The organism is Flavobacterium sangjuense (assembly GCF_004797125.1).
GTDB classification, from domain to species: domain Bacteria; phylum Bacteroidota; class Bacteroidia; order Flavobacteriales; family Flavobacteriaceae; genus Flavobacterium; species Flavobacterium sangjuense.
Genome location: NZ_CP038810.1, coordinates 2526288 through 2545252, shown reverse-complemented (window position 1 = coordinate 2545252; position 18965 = coordinate 2526288). Strand labels below are relative to the sequence as shown.

Genomic DNA, 18965 nt, shown 5'->3' with positions numbered 1-18965 from the left:
TTTTATGAAAATTCTTTTAACAGGAGCAAATGGTTATGTAGGCAGAAGGTTATTACCCGAATTACTGGCGCAAGGACATGAAGTGGTTTGTTGTGTTCGCGATAAAATGCGTATGGGATTTGACTCGCAAATACTGTCTTTAGTCACGATTTGGGAAGTTGATTTTTTAGATGATATTCATTTTGACATCTGTCCGCTTGATATTGATATTGCCTATTTTTTAATTCATTCAATGTCCAGTTCTACAGCTGCTTTTGATGTTATGGAAGCCAAAACCGCTCAAAACTTCAATCAATATTCAGAATATATGAAGGTCAAACAAGTCATCTATTTAAGCGGTATTGTCAATGATCCAAATTTATCCAAACACATGCTTTCGAGAAATAGTGTTGAAAAAATATTGTCTCAAGGAAAACCAAATTTAACGGTTTTAAAAGCCGGAATTATTGTAGGCTCAGGAAGCTCTTCATTCGAAATAATTCGGGATTTATGTGAAAAATTACCTGTAATGATTACGCCAAAATGGGTGCTGACAAAGACGCAGCCTATTGCTATTCGGGATGTAATTCAATATTTGCTTGGTGTGCAAAATAGGGTTGATTGCTTTAACCAATCATTTGATATTGGTGGGCCAAATGTAATCACTTACAAACAAATGATGCAATTGTACGCCAAAACCCGTAATATCAAATTGGGGATAATAACAGTCCCGATTATGACCCCAAAATTGTCTTCCTATTGGTTGTATTTTGTTACTTCAACATCTTATAAACTGGCAATAAATTTAGTCGATAGTATGAAAGTAGAAGTAATTTGTAAAGACAATAGACTTCAAAAAATGCTTGATATCAAACCAATATCTTATATAGATGCGATTAAATTGGCATTTGAAAAAATAGAACAAAACTTAGTGATTTCAAGTTGGAAAGACAGTTTGGTCAGTAGCCGTTTTAAAAAAAGTTTATCTCATTATATCCAGGTTCCAAATTTTGGTTGTTTGAAAGACAGTAAATCAATAAAGATTACCAATCCGGATCAAGTTTTACAAAACATTTGGTCAATTGGTGGTGATAAAGGTTGGTATTATGGCGATTGGATGTGGCAATTGCGTGGCTCCATAGACAAATTACTTGGTGGAGTTGGCTTGCGTAGAGGAAGAACCAGTACATCCGATTTGTATAACGGAGATTCTTTAGATTTTTGGAGGGTTTTGTTGGCTGATAAAGAAAACAAACGGCTACTGCTTTTTGCTGAAATGAAAGTTCCCGGTGAAGCTTGGTTGGAATTTCGTATCGATGAAAATAATGTTTTGCATCAAATTGCTACGTTTCGACCAAGAGGCATTTTTGGCCGATTATATTGGTATAGTATGCTGCCTTTTCATTTTTTCATTTTTAACGGAATGATAAAAAAAATTGCTGCCTCAAACTAGTTTTTTTAAATCGAATAATTCCTAAAACTCTTTTTATATTTGTGCCATTATCTCAAACAAAATGGAAAAGATTTTCAACAACACTCAGGTTGCCTTTGCACTTAAAACGGATACCGAATTAGAAAGAGCTTATTTTTTATTCAAAATGATTGATAATGAGCCTTTAGTGCGAATTGGAACTGCGGTTACTAATTTTGCTTTAAAGGCGCACTTGCCGGTTGAAAGTCTGATTAGAGCTACTGTTTTTGATCATTTTTGTGGTGGAACTACTGAGGAAGATTGTCTTTCGGTGGTTGATAAGATGTTTACCAAAGGTGTTTCTTCTGTTTTGGATTATTCCGTTGAAGGAAAAGAAGAAGAAGAACAATTTGATGCTGCTTTGCAAATGACATTGAAAACAGTTGAATTTGCTAAAGAAAGAAAAGCGATTCCGTTTGCGGTATTCAAACCAACAGGTTTAGGGCGATTTGATTTATATACCAAAATAGGAGAGAAGCAGCCACTATCGGCTGAAGAAAAAAGGGAATGGGACAGGGTTGTGGCTCGTTTTGATTTGATATGTAAAACGGCTCATGAAAAAGATGTAGCACTATTAATTGACGGTGAAGAAAGCTGGATGCAGGATGCTGCCGATGATTTGGTTACCGAAATGATGAAAAAGTATAACAAAAAGAAAGCGATTGTTTTTAATACGCTACAGTTGTATCGCTGGGACCGACTGGATTATTTAAAGAAATTGCATGAACAAGCCAAAGCAGAAGGGTTTTTTATTGGAATGAAAATCGTTCGTGGCGCGTATATGGAAAAAGAGAATACCCGCGCTGAAGAAATGGGTTATCCGACACCAATTTGCGAAAGCAAAGAAGCCACTGATATCAACTATGATGTAACGATGGAATATATGATGGATAATTTAGATTTGATGTCCATTTTTGCCGGAACACACAATGAATCAAGTTCTTATAAATTGATTGAAATGATGCAGACCAAGGGAATTTCTAAAAATGACGAGCGAATTTGGTTTGGACAATTGTATGGTATGAGCGACAATATCAGTTATAATTTGGCAGAATATGGCTATAATGTTGCTAAGTATTTGCCTTTTGGGCCGGTTAGAGATGTTATGCCTTATTTGATTAGAAGAGCAGAAGAAAATACTTCAGTTGCTGGTCAGACAAGTAGGGAATTAAATATGTTAAAGACTGAAAGACAACGAAGAAAGCATAGTAAATAGATAAAAAAACCTCATTAATTGAGGTTTTTTTATGGCTTTTTTTTTAATATATATTGTAGTGCCGTTAAAATCAATATCTTTGATTTTGTTTTTTAAACAAGCCCAACTAAATTAAAGACCTACTTAATAGTTATTTTTAGAATGAAGACAATTACTTTTATATATAAATCATTATTACTGATAGTGGTATTATTTCCTTTTCAAGGGTTTGCCCAGAATTTAATAGTTAATGGTGATTTTCAAGGAGGAGTTAGTGGTTTTAATATACCTGGTTCAGGATATACCCAAATTACTATGCCATTTTCCGGAACAACTGTTCAGGGTAATTTTGCCATTACAACAAATCCACAACCAATGAATACTGCTTTTTTTATTGCAGGAGGTGATCATACATCAGGTTCTGGAAATATGATGGTTATTGATGGTAATAATGTCGGAGGTCAACAGGTTTTTTGGCAATGTGTTAATGCCGGCGGAGGAATATGTGGACTTACTGTTGGAAGCACTTATACTTTTAGTTATTGGATAAAATCTGTATCAACTACTACAACGAATGCCGCCACTCAGGCAGATATTGGTGTTCAAATTGTTAATGCCGGTACAATAAATTTAATTTCCGGAAATACTTTGGCTCCTTTACCCGCTTCGGGATGGCAGCAAGTGGTTTATACTTTTGTACCAACTAATAATTGTGTTTTTATTAAGCTCTATAATAATAATTTAAATGCTGTAGGGAATGATTTTGCTATTGATGACATGGTGGTACTACCTCCTGTATCACCGTTAACTATTAGCCATTCTTCTACCAATCCGGTATGTACCGGTAATAATAACGGAAGTATTGTGGGTTATGCTTATGGAGGAACTATTCCTTATACTTTTTCATTAACAGGTACTTCTACAGCTAATAATACAACAGGGATTTTTAATGGACTTGCACCAGGGACTTACGCCATATCTGTAACGGATAATGCGGGAATTACAGTTGGACAATCAAACATAGTTTTAACCGTTCAGAGTGGTACATTAACTACGAGTTCAAATACAAATATTTGTAGAGGAATCCCAACAACTTTGAGCGTCAGCGGAGGCTCTAGTGGTTATAACTGGACAGCATCGCCAGCAGATTCAACTTTAACAACACCAACCAGTTCTAATCCAACTGTAAGTCCAACACTAACTACAACATATACGGTTAGTTCTACCAGAACAAGTAATGTTGACCTCATCACTAATGGAAGTTTTACAAATGGTAATGCCGGTTTTTATACAGATTATATCTATTATAATCCAACCAATGTCAATAGTCTTCAAAGGGCATATGGTGTAGCTTCTAATTCAAATGTATGGGAGTCTGGTTTCACAGCATGCGTAGATCACACAACAGGAACCGGACAAATGATGGTAGTGGATGGTTCTAATTTAAATGGCGGAAATGATTTGGTTTGGGGTCAAAATGTTGCGGTACTTCCAGGACAAAATTATACATTAAGCTTCTGGGTTCAATCCGTAGTGGGTACAAGTCCAGCTGTGATAAGGGTTGTTATTAATGGGGTTCAATTGGGAACTTTAATAGCAGGACCAACCTGTACTTGGATAAATTTTAGTCAAACCTGGAATTCCGGAGCAGCAACTTCGGCACAAATTCAATTGTTTGATACAAATCAGGCAGCCGACGGAAATGATTTTGCTTTAGACGATATCACTTTCACTACAAATATCATTTGTAATGTGTCAGCAAGTGTACAAATTGGTGTTAACGTCTGTACAGCCACTGTTTGTCCAACACCTGTAGTTAGTGTTACACAGCAACCAACTTGCGCTGTTCCGACAGGAACTATAACATTTACAAGTCCGTTGAATCCATGTGCGTTGACACAACCAACAGATCTTTTTATTTCTGAGGTTACAGATGAAAGTACAGGAGCACTATCTTATATTGAAATTTTTAATGGAACAGGTACACCAAAAAACTTAGCCAATTACAAACTTAAAATTTATAACAATGGAAATCCAGGACCTTCTCTTAACTGTGACTTTCCGCTATCAGGAACTTTAAATAGCGGTGAAGTTTATGTAGTTTCGGTTGGTACGGTGGTCAATGCTGGAGGTGTTGTACCCGATTTGGTAGTTGCAATATGTCCTGGTTTTAATACAAATGACAATGTTCGATTAACAACAATCGCGGATGTAGAGATTGATTTATGGGGAAGAACAGATGGTGTCGACTTTACTCCGGGAAATCAATCGGGTTATACTTACAGAAGAAATGTTTGTGCACCACATCCAAGTTTAGCATGGACCCCGGCTGATTGGGCAGCATTAGACCCTCAGGATTATACCGATGTGGGAAATTATCAAATGGCTATTTATGAATACAGCGTAAACGGAACAACTTATCAGTCTAGCCCAACTTTTACAGGTTTGGCACCAAATACTTATAATGTAACGATTAGAGATTTGATTTCTGGCTGCAGTTCAACACCAATTGGATTAACAATTAACCCGATAACGGCTGTTGGACCTCCAACGGTTAGTCCAATAACATATTGTCAAAATGCAGCAGCAGTTCCTTTGACTGCAACACCTAGCGCAGGTGGGACTTTAAATTGGTACGGAACTAATGCTACCGGAGGAACTGCTTCGGGAACAGCACCAACTCCTTCAACAACAGGAGCACCAGGTTCCGTTGTCCATTATTATGTAAGTCAAACTGTTGGTGGATGCGAAAGTACAAGAGCTGATATTGCGGTAACAATCGGGAATCCTCCTAATGCCGCACCATTTTTATTTTGTACCGTTCTAAGTCCTACTTCTTTATATTTTGATTTTAATAATGTTGGAAATTTAACTGTTAATTATAGTTATACAATTGATGGTGGACCTCCTATCACAGGGACTTATAATCCATTTGTTCTTCCGTTTTCTAATTATACTGTATCAGGGCTTACACAAGGACAGGTTGTTGTTTTTACACTAACTTGGAATGGAATATGTACACCACCATTAACAACAACATGTAGTACTCCATGTACTACAACTCCAGTATTAACTATTACAAACCCGGCAGCAGTTTGTTCTCCGGGGACAGTTAATATTACTGCACCTGCTGTAACCGCAGGAAGTACAGGAGGAGGGACATTAAGTTATTGGACAGATGCAGCAGCTACGTCGGGGATGACACTTGCTCAAGCGAGTGCTATTGCTACAAGCGGAACTTATTATATTAAAAGCTCACTTGGAAATTGCAGTGATATTGAACCGGTTACTGTAACTATAACTACTCCACCTGTTTTAGTGATTACTAATCCGGCTGCAGTTTGTGCGCCAAACACAGTTGACATTAGTTTACCGGCGGTAACGGCTGGAAGTACAGGAGGAGGAACGTTAAGTTATTGGATTAATGCGGCAGCAACAACAGCATTAGCAAACTACACTGCAATTCTTTCAAGCGGAACGTTTTATATTAAAAGTACAGTTGGAAGTTGTTCGGATATTGAGCCAGTAACGGTAGTAGTAAATCCAACACCGGTTTTGGTCATAACTAATCCGGCTGCTGTTTGTTCTCCTGGTACGGTTGATATTACTTCAGCCGCTGTCACAGCGGGAAGCTTAGGAGCAGGAACCTTAAGTTATTGGACAGATGCAGCAGCTACGTCAGGACTAACATTAGCTCAGGCAAGTGCAATTGCAACAAGCGGTACCTATTATATTAAAAGCACAATTGGAGCCTGTTCAGATATAAGACCTGTAGTAGTAACAATTAATCCAACTCCATCATTAACCATTACGAATCCGGCGGCAGTTTGTTCGCCAAATACGGTTAACATTACTTTACCAGCAGTCACAGCAGGAAGCACGGGAGGAGGAACTTTGAGTTATTGGACAGATGCAGCGGCTACATCAGGAATGACAATTGCCCAGGCCAGTGCAATTGCAACAAGCGGAACCTATTATATAAAGAGCACAACAGCTGGAAATTGTTCAGATATTAAACCGGTTACTGTTACTATTAACCCAACTCCGGTTTTAAGTATAACCAATCCAGCGGCAGTTTGCTCGCCAAATATGGTTAACATTACCTTGCCAGCTGTAACCGCTGGAAGTACAGGAGGAGGAACCTTAAGTTATTGGACTGATGCTGCAGCTACGTCAGGACTAACATTAGCTCAGGCAAGTGCAATTGCAACAAGTGGAACATACTATATTAAAAGTTTGTTAGGAGGTTGTTCAGACATTAATCCTGTAGTGGTTACTATTAACCCTACACCGTCATTAACGATAACAAATCCGGCGGCAGTTTGTTCGCCAAATACGGTTAACATTACCTTACCTGCAGTCACAGCAGGAAGCACAGGAGGAGGAACTTTGAGTTATTGGACAGATGCAGCGGCTACATCAGGAATGACAATTGCCCAGGCCAGTGCAATTGCAACAAGCGGAACCTATTATATAAAGAGCACAACAGCTGGAAATTGTTCAGATATTAAACCGGTTACTGTTACTATTAACCCAACTCCGGTTTTAAGCATAACCAATCCAGCGGCAGTTTGCTCGCCTGGCACTGTAGATATAACTACAGCTGCTGTAACAGCGGGAAGTACAGGAGGAGGAATCTTAAGCTATTGGACAAATGCAGCTGCTACAACTGCATTGACAAATACAACTACTATTGCAACTAGCGGAACATATTATATTAAAAGCACACTTGGAAGTTGTTCTGATATTGAACCTGTTATAGTTACTGTTAACAATCCTAATTTAATAATTACAAACCCATTAGCAGTATGTGCTCCGGCGACAGTTGATATAACACTGCCAGCAGTTACGGCAGGAAGTACAGGTGGTGGAATATTGAGCTATTGGACTGATGCAGCAGCCACAACAGGCATGACTATTGCCCAAGCAAGTGCAATCAATGTAAGTGGTACTTATTATATCAAAAGTACAGTTGGAACTTGTTTTGACATTGAAGCTGTTGTAGTAACTATCACTGCTAATTTTGTTGTAAATAATCCGTTGCCATTGCAACGATGTGATCCAAACAATGATGGGTTTGAAACATTTGATTTGACACAAACTATAAATAGTATTACAGGTGGAAATCCTGGCTATAATGTTAGTTTCCATGAAACTAATGTCGATGCAAATACTGGTGCAACAGCTATCCTGACTCCCGCAAGTTACGATAATATTAATCCTTTTTTGCAAACAATTTATGTAAGAGTAGCTTCCAATACGTCTACATGTTATCGGGTTGTTACTTTACAATTAATAATCAACCCAACTCCGGTTGCTACCGAGCCTGATGATTATGAACTATGTGATTATACCGGAGCAGCAGGTTATGAGACATTTGATTTAACAAGCACCATTTCTGATATACTGGGTACTATAAATCCACTTACCCACACGATAACTTTTTACACCACTCAGGCAGCAGCAGAATTGGGTACAGGTAACATCACTAATCCGACGAGTTATACCAATGGTACCATTAATACCCAGACGATTTATGTCAGAGTAGAAACTACGGCTACAGGTTGTTATGATATTGTCACTTTGCAGTTAATTGTAAATCCGTTACCGAATGCTACCCAGCCAAACTATCCGCAGTATTCACTTTGTGATACGACTGGTTTAGTGGGCTTTGAGACCTTTGATTTAGCCTCACAGGTGAATGCTATATTATTGGGACAAACCGGTATGGCTGTTACTTTTTATCCTAGTTTAGGCGAGGCACAATCAAACAGTAATGCCATTACCAATTTACAATACACTAACGCTGTAATTTACGTTCAGACCTTAGGTGTCCGTATAACGAATACTGACACAGACTGTTATGTAATCTCTACGATAGATATCAGAGTGGAACCATTGCCAGTATTGATTCCACCAACACAGCCTTACACAATTTGTGATGACAATCAGGATGGGTATAGCTGTGGCTTTGACTTATCGAGTTTAGAGGCAAATTTGTTAGGAAGCGCACCAGGTTCGGCTAATTATACCCTGAGCTTCTACGAAACATTAGCAGATGCTATCTCAGAAAATGTTATTACCGCAATTGATACTACAGTACCTTATTGCACTATCAATCCATTTGTACAAATATTGTATGTTAGAGCTGAGGATAATATTACGCATTGCTATAGCATTCTTCCAATAGAGTTAAATGCTGATCCAAGTCCGATTGCTCCGGTAAATCTGGACCCAATAACGGTATGTGATCAGGACAGTAGTCCACAAAGCGCAAGTACGCTTGTAGATTTAACCCAGGCAACAGCCGCTGTTTTAGCCCAACAAACCGGAGCCCCGTCTGATTATACTGTGGAGTATTACACCTCACAACCATTAGCAGAGCAAGGTACTTTACCAATTGTAAATGATACCGGCTATGATGTTAGTGATGGCACAACGATATGGGTTAGAGTTGAGCATAATACGACTGGTTGTTATAATGTTGGTTCGTTCCAAATAGAGATTAATACTCCGTTATTACTCACTACACCAACACCGCTGAGTGTTTGTGATGCCGATGACGTTCCAAATGATCAGTTGTATGTATTTGATTTAACCATAAAAAATACCGAGATCAACCAGGCTACAGGGTATACGGTAACGTATTATCCAAGTTTATTGGATGCTCAGAATGATACCAATGTTATCACTACACCAACTGCTTATTTAATCCAGAATCCACCAGTACAAACACTTGGAGTAGTAGTCACGACAGCGGATGGATGTACAAGCATCACAACTTTAGATATCAGAGTGTTGTCAATACCAACACCAAATAGAAATCCAACACCACTGGCACCGAAATGTGATGACAACAATCCGGGCGACATGATGGAGGTGTTTGATTTAACGGTTAATGAGGCGTATATAGGAAACGGAGACCCGAATCTGACGTTCCATTATTTTGCAACGCGGGACAATGCCGTTGACAACGTAAGCGAATTAATTCCGGCCACAGCAGCTTTAGTAGGCGACAATGTTTGGATTAGAGTAGAGAACAACAGGGTAGACTACCAAGGTGAGAACTGTTATGTAATAGTAGAACAAGCATTAACGGTAAATCCATTACCGATTGTTGTTCAGCCACTGGCACCATACAGAGCATGTGATGATAATGCTGATGGCATCGCTGTATTTGATTTGACTAATCCTGATTTGGCTGAGGCGATATTAGGCCCTACTCAATTACCGGCAGATTATGCCATTAGTTATCACCCATCGCAGGCAGCAGCCACAGCAGGGACTCCGACACTACCGAACAGTTATACCAATGTAACTCCGAATGCTCAGGATATTTACGTCAGAGTGGTTAACAATGCTACAAGTTGTGTTAACACAGGAGTGCTGCCACTTGTAGTAGAGGCGTATGCCAGAGCTGTAGGTCCACAGCAGTTTAACGAATGTGATAATGACGGTAATCCGTATGATGGGGTTGGCCTTGTTGATTTAACGAGTTATGCAGCGGATATATTAGACGGACAGGATGCTGCTATATTTATAGTTAGTTATTACACCAGCTTAGCCAATGCAGTAGCAGGAACCAATGCCTTGACTTTGGCACAGGCACAGGCGTATCAAACCGATGCGGATACCGATACGATTTGGGTTAAGGTAGAGAACAGCAGCAATCTGATTACTCCGGTATGTTATGCTATCACTACAATAGATATTAAAGTGGAGCGTTATCCAAATCCGGTTATAAATACAGCAAATAATGTAACGACTATCTGTGTTGACTTTATTACGAATCAGGTGGTAAGACCACTTACGCTGAACAGTGGTGTTGTGAATCCAAACAACTATACTTATGAATGGTTTGAAGATGCATCTACGACACCAATACCGGGAGCAACGGGACCAACATATACCGTTGACACACCGGCAGTAGCAGGAGCCACCAGAGAGTATACGGTAAGGGTAACCAGTGCCAGTCCACTGGCATGCCAGACTACATCGGCATCTTTCCCTGTGATACAATCAGGGCAGGCAGTTATAGCGGCAGGAACAGTAGGATACACGGTAACGGGCGCCTTTAGTTCGTCACAAATTATTACTGTGACTGTAGAAGGTTATGGCGCACCGGATTATCAGTACAGTTTGGATGACGGACCGAGACAGGATAGCAATGTGTTTGAAGGTGTCAGCATGGGCACACACATCATCCATGTTTGGGATGCCAAAGGTGACATAGCATACAGTTGTGAGGAGTTAATTATAAACGAGGTTTATATCATTGATTATCCTCATTACTTTACTCCGAATGGCGATGGAATCCATGATACATGGAATGTTGTTGGATTGGATGAATCTGCAAAAATCTTCATTTTTGACCGTTATGGCAAACTGCTCAAACAAATCAGTCCAACAGGACAAGGTTGGAATGGAACGTATAACGGGCATCTGTTACCATCGGATGATTACTGGTTTACGGTTGATTTTGTGGAAGGCGGCGTGATGAAACAATTTAAGTCACACTTCGCTATGAAACGATAGTTTGAGTTATGAATTATGAGTTATAAATTATAAGTTAAAAAGCCCTGGTTTAGCCAGGGCTTTTTTTATGTGACAGAAAGAAATAGTTGAAAAATAGCCCCGATTCCTTCGGCAGTCGCTACGCTCGTGTGCAGTGGAAATCCTGACATTGCGTAAGACAATCATGATGAGATTGCTTCGTGCCTCGCAATGACAGATTGCAACGGATAGCGGGAGCAGTAGTGTAGTGATGTTGAGAAGTACTGCTCCTAAAAAAGAAAATCCCGTCTCGTTTCAAACAAGACAGGATTTTAGTGGAGTCGCCGAGAATCGAACTCGGGTCCAAACAAGCAACTAAAGAGTTTTCTACACGCTTATTTTCTGATTGGATTTTCGATATAGTGATAGGCCAGAAACAGCCACACCATACTTATCTTCTTAAATTTTCGTAACAGCTCCGAAGCTTTACTGTTCTTAGGTTTATTTTTACGATTCACCTGAGCCGACCGCCACAAACCAAAGCTATCGAGGTGAATCCTGCTTTCCTACCTTGTAGGACGAGGCTAATCTTACTTTAATTCAGATTATGCAGCAAGAGCGTAGTTTCCTTCGCCGTTTATGTTTTTGTGAATTTGGATTTACGAGCAAAAAACACAATGCTCGACGTGCTTACAATTCAATTCGACTTGCTGTCAAAACCAGTCGACCCCAAATAAGATTTTTGAGTTATCAAAAATTGTTCCGCAAAAGTAGTCTAAAGTTATTAGGTTTGAAAATCAATGAAGGTTGATTATTTAATATTTTCCGCTTAGCAATTCTCCACCGATAGCAGATTTGGCTTCGATGCCCAATTTTTTCATCATTTCATAGGTAGTACAAACCGCGGCCGAAGTTACCGGAATTCCGATTTCTGTCTGGATTAAATCGATAGCTTCTAAAGATGGCATTTGCACACAGGCTGATACGACTAAAACATCAACATCAGTTAAATCCAATCGTTTATAGATTTCCAATAAGTTCATTGGATTTTGGGCAGCGACTTCCAGATTATCCGGAATTTCCAGCGCAATACTTTCTTTTACTTTGAATCCCTGATGCTCTATATAATCGACAACCATATCGGTTAACGGACGCATATATGGCGTTATGATTGAAACTTGTTTGGCACCCAAAACTTTCAAACCATTAATCAAGGATCCGGCTGAAGTTACTATAGGCGTTGGGAAATCGTTGGCAATAGTTTCCTGGTGCAGGTTAACTTCCGAAACACAGTGATAACCTCTTCCCATACTCATAATTGCTACTAGACAGGCATAACCCATAACATCGACATGTGCATCGGATAATTCCTGAGCGCATTTCAAACTCATGGCATCCATGGCTTCGAGTTCTTCTTTGGTTACTTTTTTCATTCGCATTCTGCTAGAATGAAACGTAAAACGCTCCGGTAAAATAGTTTCTCTGGAACGGAAAATCGCCGGGATTTCGGTTTCCATTGTTACGTTTGATGATGGTACAATTTGACCTATTCTGTATTTCTTCATTTTGTTGCAATAATAATTAAATCGGTAGTTTTTTCTTGGTTGTGAATATATTCTTTTCGATCAAGATAAATGATGCTAAAATTATTTTCTTCAAGCTCTTTTGTCAAATAATCGGCTTGATGGAAATTCTGGTACATTTTGTCGCCTGTACTTCCGGTTTTAAATCCCGATTTGGAATTATCGTCTTCCATAGTACTGATGTAGAGGATTCCGTTTTCATTTAATTTTTGACTTGCATCTTTGATAAATTGAACGGCTTCTTCTTTTAATAAATAGGGTAGGCCAAACCCACAAAGTATTCCGTCATATTTCTTTGCAAGACTTGCTATTGCTCTGCAATCCATTAACTTAAAATGGGCATTTGGATTATTTATTTTTGCCAATTCAATCATATTCGGAGCCAAATCAGAACCTAGAATTTTAAAATCGGGACGTTTTTCCAGCAGGTACTTTGTAATATTTCCGGGACCACAAGCCAATTCTAAAATTTCCGGGTTGCCTTTTTTTATCGAATTGCAAAACACATCGAGCGAATCATGGTACAAGGAAACATCCATAAACTTGTCCTGATAAACATCGGCAAGTTTGTTGAATACATCGACTGCTATTTTTGTTTGATCCATTGTCATTGCGAGGCACGAAGCAATCTAAATTTCTTTTACAGTATTTACAATGGTTCCAATTCCTTCCACAGTGGCTTCAATCACATCGCCATCATATAACCATTCCTGTGGATTGCGACCAGCTCCAACTCCGGATGGAGTTCCGGTTGCGATTATATCACCAGGTTCCAAAGTAAAAACCGTACTCAAATCTTCAATCAAATCGTTGATGTTAAACAATAGGAATTTGGTATTCGAGTTCTGTTTTTCAATGCCGTTTACTTTTAACGACAAATTCAGGTTGTGTGGATTTTTGATTTCGTCTTTGGTGACCAATATTGGTCCCATTGGCGCAAAAGTATCCTGACCTTTGGAAACAATCCATTGACCTTCACGGCGGCAATCACGCGCCGAAATATCATTGATAACTGTATAACCAAACACATAATCCATGGCATCAGCTTTGGGAACATATTTTCCTTTTTTGCCAATAACCACAGCCAATTCAACTTCCCAGTCTAATTGTGAAGTCAGTTTGGTGTTTTTAATAATATCGGTATTTGTAGCCGTAACCGTTGTTGGAGGCTTTGAAAAGATGATTGGTTTTTGAGGAAGCTTTCCGGTTGTGTCTAAGGTTCGTGCGCTTTCAGCAACGTGCTCGGTATAATTCAAGCCAATACCTATAATGTTCTTTCTTGGTTTCGGAATAGGAGCAAGGAACGTCACTTCGTCCATTTCATAAGCGATTTCTTCGAAGAAAGCTGGTTCAGTATCGGCAATCATATCGTTAAGTTCTTCCACCAGTTCAAACCCCATATCAATCAATTCCAACATCGTTGTCGGTAATGGGAAATTGGATATTTCACCAAAATCCTCCATATCGATAATTTGATTATTATGGATAAATCCCAGGCGTGGTTCGTCGCTGTCTTGTGTTTTGTATGTTAGTAGTTTCATGTTTATTTCTCGCAGAGGCGCAGAGGCGTAAAGTTAAAATTGTATTTTCTAATCTCTTTATTCTATTTTCTGAAATCCGTTGTTTTCTTCTAATTCTCTTTCTTGGTATAATCCTAGTTTTTCAATTACAGGCAAATCGTTGAACGAAAATAAGCAGGCATCTTCGGTATCTGATGCGTTGTGATGCTCATGCCATGCCCAGGATGGAACGCAGAAAATATCTCTTTCCTTCCAGTCAAAACGTTTCCCGTTGATAATGGAATAGCCTTTTCCTTTCGCACATTGATAGACAAAAGAACCTGTATGTTTGTGTGCTTTTCCTTTGAAACCCGTAGGTAATAATTGCATGCTCGCACTCATTGTTTGCATTACATGTCCGCCAGTTGAAGGATTGGAATACTGCATCAGAATTCCATCAATTGGATTTACAGGATTTACTTTTGCAGCTTCGACTATTGCCGGATAAACTTTTTTCCAGGAATATTTAAACAATGGCGAATACGGTTTGTCCCAGGTCTTATCAGCTGGAATTAATCCTGTGCAACCATAAGTTATAGGAGAAAAATTGACCTCATTTGCTAAAGGTTGTTTTCCATCAAAAACCGCATAATCATTGGCTTCCAAAGCATTCACTAACGGAATATCCAGACCATCCTGCCAAATACAGGTTTTGCCATTCGTATCAACGCCGTGTTCGTGCCAGGTTGAATTAGGTGTAATCACAAAATCATTTACTTCAAATGTAATTTTATTCCCATCCACAACAGTGTAACCGCCTTCGCCTTCCATGATAAAACGCAAGGCAGAAGCTTTGTGTCGGTGAGCCGAAGTGCTTTCACCCGGACGTGTAACCTGAATTCCGGTGTATAACCAGCCAACAGCTGCAGAAACATCTTTTCGTTTGTCGTTTACCAAATAAACTACTCTTCGTCCAGCTTGTTCAGGTGTAACTAATTCGGATGATTTTAAAACTAAGTCGCGTAAGCTTTCATATTTCCACAGCATAGCAACCGATGAACTTCTTGGTTCCCATGGTTCAATATCGTTGGCAACGGTCCATAAGGCACCAGCGCCAAGTGTTTCGAGTTCTTTGTAATAGGCTAATAATTCGGGCGAATCCTGAACACGTGCTCTACCAATTTGGTCGTCTGAATGGTTTTCGTTCATATTGCAATCTGTTTAATTAATAACTAAATAGTTATTGGTTTTTTTACATTTTAATATAAAAAAGCCGTCTTTTTGTTCAACCAGTAATGTGTCACTTTCGAAAAATGCGGGCTTATAATTTTTATGGAATTTAAATGAAATTACATTATTCTCTGATTTGTAACTACCCGTATAATAACCGGAATTGACCAATCCAAATACTTTAGAATAATATCTGAAGGTATTGTTTTTTCTCAAAATCAATATGTCATCTCCCATTTTCCAATTGGATGTGGCTTTCAATGCTCTTTGGGATGTATATCGATTGAAAAAATCGTGTCGTCTGGAAATACGGTCGTTTTTTTCCATTGTCCCACAGGATTGGAAAAGTAACAATATAAATGCAAAGAGTAATAAAGGTTTCATCTTATCTTTTATTAAATTCTTCGTGATTGTCTATAAAAGTAATCTTTCTTGTTGGAGCTGTATTTACCCGCAAATCAAAAATATCAAAGCGGTTGTAATGGCCAAGAATGTCGTGCATTTGTTTTGGCTGAATACATTTTTCCAAATCAATATTGGCGTAAACAATTCCTTCGTCATCAATTAAAGGTTGCCCAACGACAGCGCCATTTGGACCAATGATTCCTGAGAAAGCAGAATTCTTTCTGGTCAATAATTCTTCTACATTTGGAACGTCAGGTTTTAAAGCTTCCATAATTTCTTTGGATATCGTTGAACACGAAACGATTGTAAACAATTTACCTTCGAATGAATGTGCGGCAGCGCGGATTTTTATCGCTTCCGCCATATCATAATCTGGTGGCGCAACAGGAAGTGAAATATAATTAGCAATATGAATCAATTCGCCTTGCGATAACAAGGTAAAACGTGCTAGTGTATTTGTGTTTTCGCCACAAGCCAAAGTTCCTATTGGGCCAATTTCAGTATTATACACTTTTAGAGAAGAACCGTCACCGCTTGTCCATGTCAGTTTTTCTGCCCAGGTTGGCACCAGTTTTCTGTGTTTGCCAATAAGTTTTCCGTTATTGTCTATGATTAAATTGGTGTTGTATATTTCGCCATAACTATCGCCTCGTTCATTGATTCCGATAACGATGTGACAATTGTGATTTTTTGCCGCCTGATATAATGGCTGCATTACGGCATCATCGACTTTTACTGATGATTTATACAATTGCTCGTACCATTTGCTTCCCTGAACCGGAGTCATAATCCAATTCCAATACGGATAACCAGCCACAAAAACTTCCGGAAACGCAACCAAATTAGCTCCGTTTGCAGTGGCTTCTTTTACGAATGAAATCGCTTTGTCAATCGTTTTTTCTACATTAATAAAAACGGGTGATGTTTGTACGGCTGCGGCTTTGAATTTTTTGAACTCCATTCGAAAATTATTTTAAATTCTGACCCGAGCGATAGCGAACAGGTCGTTAGACAATTTTAAATTATAAATGATGAAATCTTTGCTTTCATATCGTCATTAAAAGCTTCCGCTTTGATGTCATTTCTGTTTTCAGCTATGGCTACGTTTACCAAGGTTACTTCTCCTTCCAAACAGGTTTTTCCCTGTTCATCTTCAAAACGGAAACCGCAATTTACAGAAGCACCACCAAGGTTTATTACCCAAAGTTTTTTGGTTAATGTTTCACCCAATCGTGCTGCTTTTTTGAATTGTACTTTTAAATCTACTGTCGGAATTCCGTTCGTTTCATGGATTTTTGAAAATGGTCGGTCCAGCGCTTCTTCAAACCAATCTTCAACCAAGTCGTTGAGCATTTCTAAGAAACGCGGATAGAAAACAATCCCCGCATAATCAACATGTTTGAAACGGATTTTTTCGGTTTTTATAAAAGGGTTATTCATTTGCTATTTTTTTATTCTTAAAGGTCAAAATTAGTTACACAAAGTTCGCAAAGATTTTAATCTTAATGCGCTATTTCACTACTTATTTCAATTTAAATCGTTGTATTTTTCCGGTTTCGGTTTTGGGCAGTGCTTCTGTAAAATAAATTACTCTAGGATATTTATACGGCGCAGCTACTTCCTTGAACCAGTGTTGAATATGGTTTTTCATATTATCTGTAGCTTTACTTTTTTCTTTGAGTACAATATGCGCACAAACCAGCATTCCGCGTTCTTCATCGGGCAAACCAACCACAGCACATTCCAGTATATCTTCGTGAGTTAAAAGTACGCTTTCTACTTCAATCGCCGCTATGTTATAGCCCGAAGAAATTATCATGTCATCGCCACGCGCTACAAACCAAAAATAGCCATCTTCGTCCTGACGGAAAATATCTCCGGTAACATTCCAACCGTTTTCGACGTATTGTTTTTGCTTTTCAATTCTATTTAAATATTTGCAGCCTGTGATGCCACGAACGACTAATCTTCCGGGTTCATTTTTTGGCAATTCATTCCCGTTTGCATCAATAATTTTGGCTTCATATCCAGTAATGGCAAGTCCGGTTGCTCCGGGTTTCATATTTTCGGTATTAGAAGAAATAAAAATATGCAGCATTTCGGTTGCGCCAATTCCGTCGATGATTTTCAGTCCTGTGGCATCGTACCAATCCTGCCAAACTTTTAACGGTAAGGTTTCGCCAGCAGAAACACATTTGCGTAAGCTCGAAATATCAAAGTCGGTTACTTTAGAAGTTATCACGCGCCAAGCTGTTGGCGCCGTAAAGCAAATTGTAATTTTATGTTCCTGAATGGCCTGTAACAGCATTTCGGGTGTTGGTTTTTCTATAAGAAACGTGGATGCTCCAAAATACATCGGAAACAAAACCAATCCACCCAAACCGAAAGTAAATCCTAATGGTGGGCTTCCGGTGAAAATGTCTTTTTGTGTTGGTTGTAATGAATAGGGCGGAAATGCTTCGCAAATATTTAGAATGTCTTTGTGATAATGCGAGGTCATTTTTGGTAAGCCTGTAGTTCCTGAAGTGAATCCGATTAACGCAACACTATCTGATTTTGAATGGTAATTGGTGAATGTCTTTGCTTTAGATTGCATTAATGTTTCTAATTCATCATAGAAACAAGTACTTTTCAGGAAGTCTGATTTAACTAAATTCATTTCATCCTGCAAAGCTTTATCGCACAGAGCGTGTGAGATTTCGGCGCAATCAATAATCGTAGTTAGTTCTTTGGAACGAAGCAGAGGCATAGTTGAAACGACAATTCCACCAGTTTTTAAAATGGCAAACCAACAAGCTACCATCATTGGGTTGTTAGCAGAACGAATCAACACACGATTTCCGGAAACCAATCCCAAATCATCCACTAAAACATGAGCAAGCTGATTGGCTTTTTCGTATAAATCATTGTATGTCCATGTCGTTTCAAATGTTCGAATGCAAGGATTATTGCCATGACCTTCTTTGATATGATTGTCTAATAATTTGTCAACACAATTCATCATTTCCGGACGATTGAACTGAGGCAAATCCAGAAAAACATAATCAGGCTGCAAGTCTGGGCTTGGTAAATGTTCGTGAGCGAAATTGTCTGCGTAATGTTTCATGGTT

The 18965-nt window shown here is 38.9% G+C and carries 11 protein-coding genes and 1 other RNA gene; 3 read left to right on the top strand and 9 right to left on the bottom strand.

Going from position 1 to position 18965, the window contains the following annotated elements; all coding sequences use genetic code 11:
* Positions 1-4: 4 nt before the first annotated feature.
* The 3 genes from GS03_RS11210 to GS03_RS11200 all read left to right on the top strand — a co-directional run bounded on the left by GS03_RS11210 (position 5) and on the right by GS03_RS11200 (position 11180).
* Positions 5-1432, top strand: coding sequence for an SDR family oxidoreductase (locus tag GS03_RS11210; RefSeq protein ID WP_136152634.1), 1428 nt, complete (start codon positions 5-7; stop codon positions 1430-1432).
* Positions 1433-1493: 61 nt separating this feature from the next.
* Positions 1494-2666 carry a proline dehydrogenase family protein gene (locus GS03_RS11205; RefSeq protein ID WP_136152633.1) on the top strand — a complete coding sequence of 391 codons (1173 nt, stop codon included), beginning with the start codon at positions 1494-1496 and terminating at the stop codon, positions 2664-2666.
* Positions 2667-2807: 141 nt separating this feature from the next.
* Positions 2808-11180, top strand: coding sequence for a T9SS type B sorting domain-containing protein (locus tag GS03_RS11200; RefSeq protein WP_136152632.1), 8373 nt, complete (start codon positions 2808-2810; stop codon positions 11178-11180).
* 291 nt (positions 11181-11471) lie between these two features.
* On the opposite strand, the gene ssrA is transcribed toward GS03_RS11200, so the two are convergent.
* The 9 genes from ssrA to GS03_RS11155 form a co-directional block, all read right to left on the bottom strand.
* Positions 11472-11869: a transfer-messenger RNA gene (gene ssrA / locus GS03_RS11195) on the bottom strand.
* A gap of 84 nt (positions 11870-11953) precedes the next feature.
* A complete protein-coding gene (locus GS03_RS11190; RefSeq protein WP_136152631.1) occupies positions 11954-12703 on the bottom strand; it encodes a maleate cis-trans isomerase family protein in 750 nt (249 codons plus the stop codon).
* Positions 12700-13326, bottom strand: a complete 627-nt coding sequence (locus GS03_RS11185) for a class I SAM-dependent methyltransferase (protein WP_136152630.1) — start codon at positions 13324-13326, stop codon at positions 12700-12702. The genes GS03_RS11190 and GS03_RS11185 overlap by 4 nt, the downstream gene beginning before the upstream one ends.
* Positions 13327-13350: 24 nt before the next feature.
* Entirely contained in the window at positions 13351-14262 is a 912-nt protein-coding gene (locus GS03_RS11180) for a fumarylacetoacetate hydrolase family protein (RefSeq protein ID WP_136152629.1), read from the bottom strand.
* 57 nt (positions 14263-14319) lie between these two features.
* Complete coding sequence (locus tag GS03_RS11175; RefSeq protein ID WP_136152628.1) at positions 14320-15429, bottom strand: cupin domain-containing protein; 1110 nt, start codon at positions 15427-15429, stop codon at positions 14320-14322.
* A 12-nt stretch (positions 15430-15441) separates the two neighbouring features.
* Entirely contained in the window at positions 15442-15777 is a 336-nt protein-coding gene (locus tag GS03_RS11170; protein WP_136152627.1) for a hypothetical protein, read from the bottom strand.
* 58 nt (positions 15778-15835) lie between these two features.
* Entirely contained in the window at positions 15836-16816 is a 981-nt protein-coding gene (locus GS03_RS11165; RefSeq protein WP_136152626.1) for a carbon-nitrogen hydrolase family protein, read from the bottom strand.
* Positions 16817-16872: 56 nt separating this feature from the next.
* Complete coding sequence (locus tag GS03_RS11160) at positions 16873-17295, bottom strand: acyl-CoA thioesterase (RefSeq protein ID WP_136152625.1); 423 nt, start codon at positions 17293-17295, stop codon at positions 16873-16875.
* Between the two features lie 82 nt (positions 17296-17377).
* Positions 17378-18961, bottom strand: coding sequence for an AMP-binding protein (locus tag GS03_RS11155; RefSeq protein ID WP_136152624.1), 1584 nt, complete (start codon positions 18959-18961; stop codon positions 17378-17380).
* Positions 18962-18965: the final 4 nt, after the last annotated feature.

Excerpts from the sequence above, each read along its gene's own strand:
- GS03_RS11170 (WP_136152627.1), bottom strand. The coding sequence starts at position 15,777 with ATGGAAAAAAACGACCGTATTTCCAGACGACACGATTTTTTCAATCGA.
- GS03_RS11200 (WP_136152632.1), top strand. The coding sequence starts at position 2,808 with ATGAAGACAATTACTTTTATATATAAATCATTATTACTGATAGTGGTA.
- GS03_RS11175 (WP_136152628.1), bottom strand. The coding sequence starts at position 15,429 with ATGAACGAAAACCATTCAGACGACCAAATTGGTAGAGCACGTGTTCAG.
- GS03_RS11210 (WP_136152634.1), top strand. The coding sequence starts at position 5 with ATGAAAATTCTTTTAACAGGAGCAAATGGTTATGTAGGCAGAAGGTTA.
- GS03_RS11155 (WP_136152624.1), bottom strand. The coding sequence starts at position 18,961 with ATGAAACATTACGCAGACAATTTCGCTCACGAACATTTACCAAGCCCA.
- GS03_RS11165 (WP_136152626.1), bottom strand. The coding sequence starts at position 16,816 with ATGGAGTTCAAAAAATTCAAAGCCGCAGCCGTACAAACATCACCCGTT.
- GS03_RS11180 (WP_136152629.1), bottom strand. The coding sequence starts at position 14,262 with ATGAAACTACTAACATACAAAACACAAGACAGCGACGAACCACGCCTG.
- GS03_RS11205 (WP_136152633.1), top strand. The coding sequence starts at position 1,494 with ATGGAAAAGATTTTCAACAACACTCAGGTTGCCTTTGCACTTAAAACG.
- GS03_RS11190 (WP_136152631.1), bottom strand. The coding sequence starts at position 12,703 with ATGAAGAAATACAGAATAGGTCAAATTGTACCATCATCAAACGTAACA.
- GS03_RS11160 (WP_136152625.1), bottom strand. The coding sequence starts at position 17,295 with ATGAATAACCCTTTTATAAAAACCGAAAAAATCCGTTTCAAACATGTT.
- GS03_RS11185 (WP_136152630.1), bottom strand. The coding sequence starts at position 13,326 with ATGGATCAAACAAAAATAGCAGTCGATGTATTCAACAAACTTGCCGAT.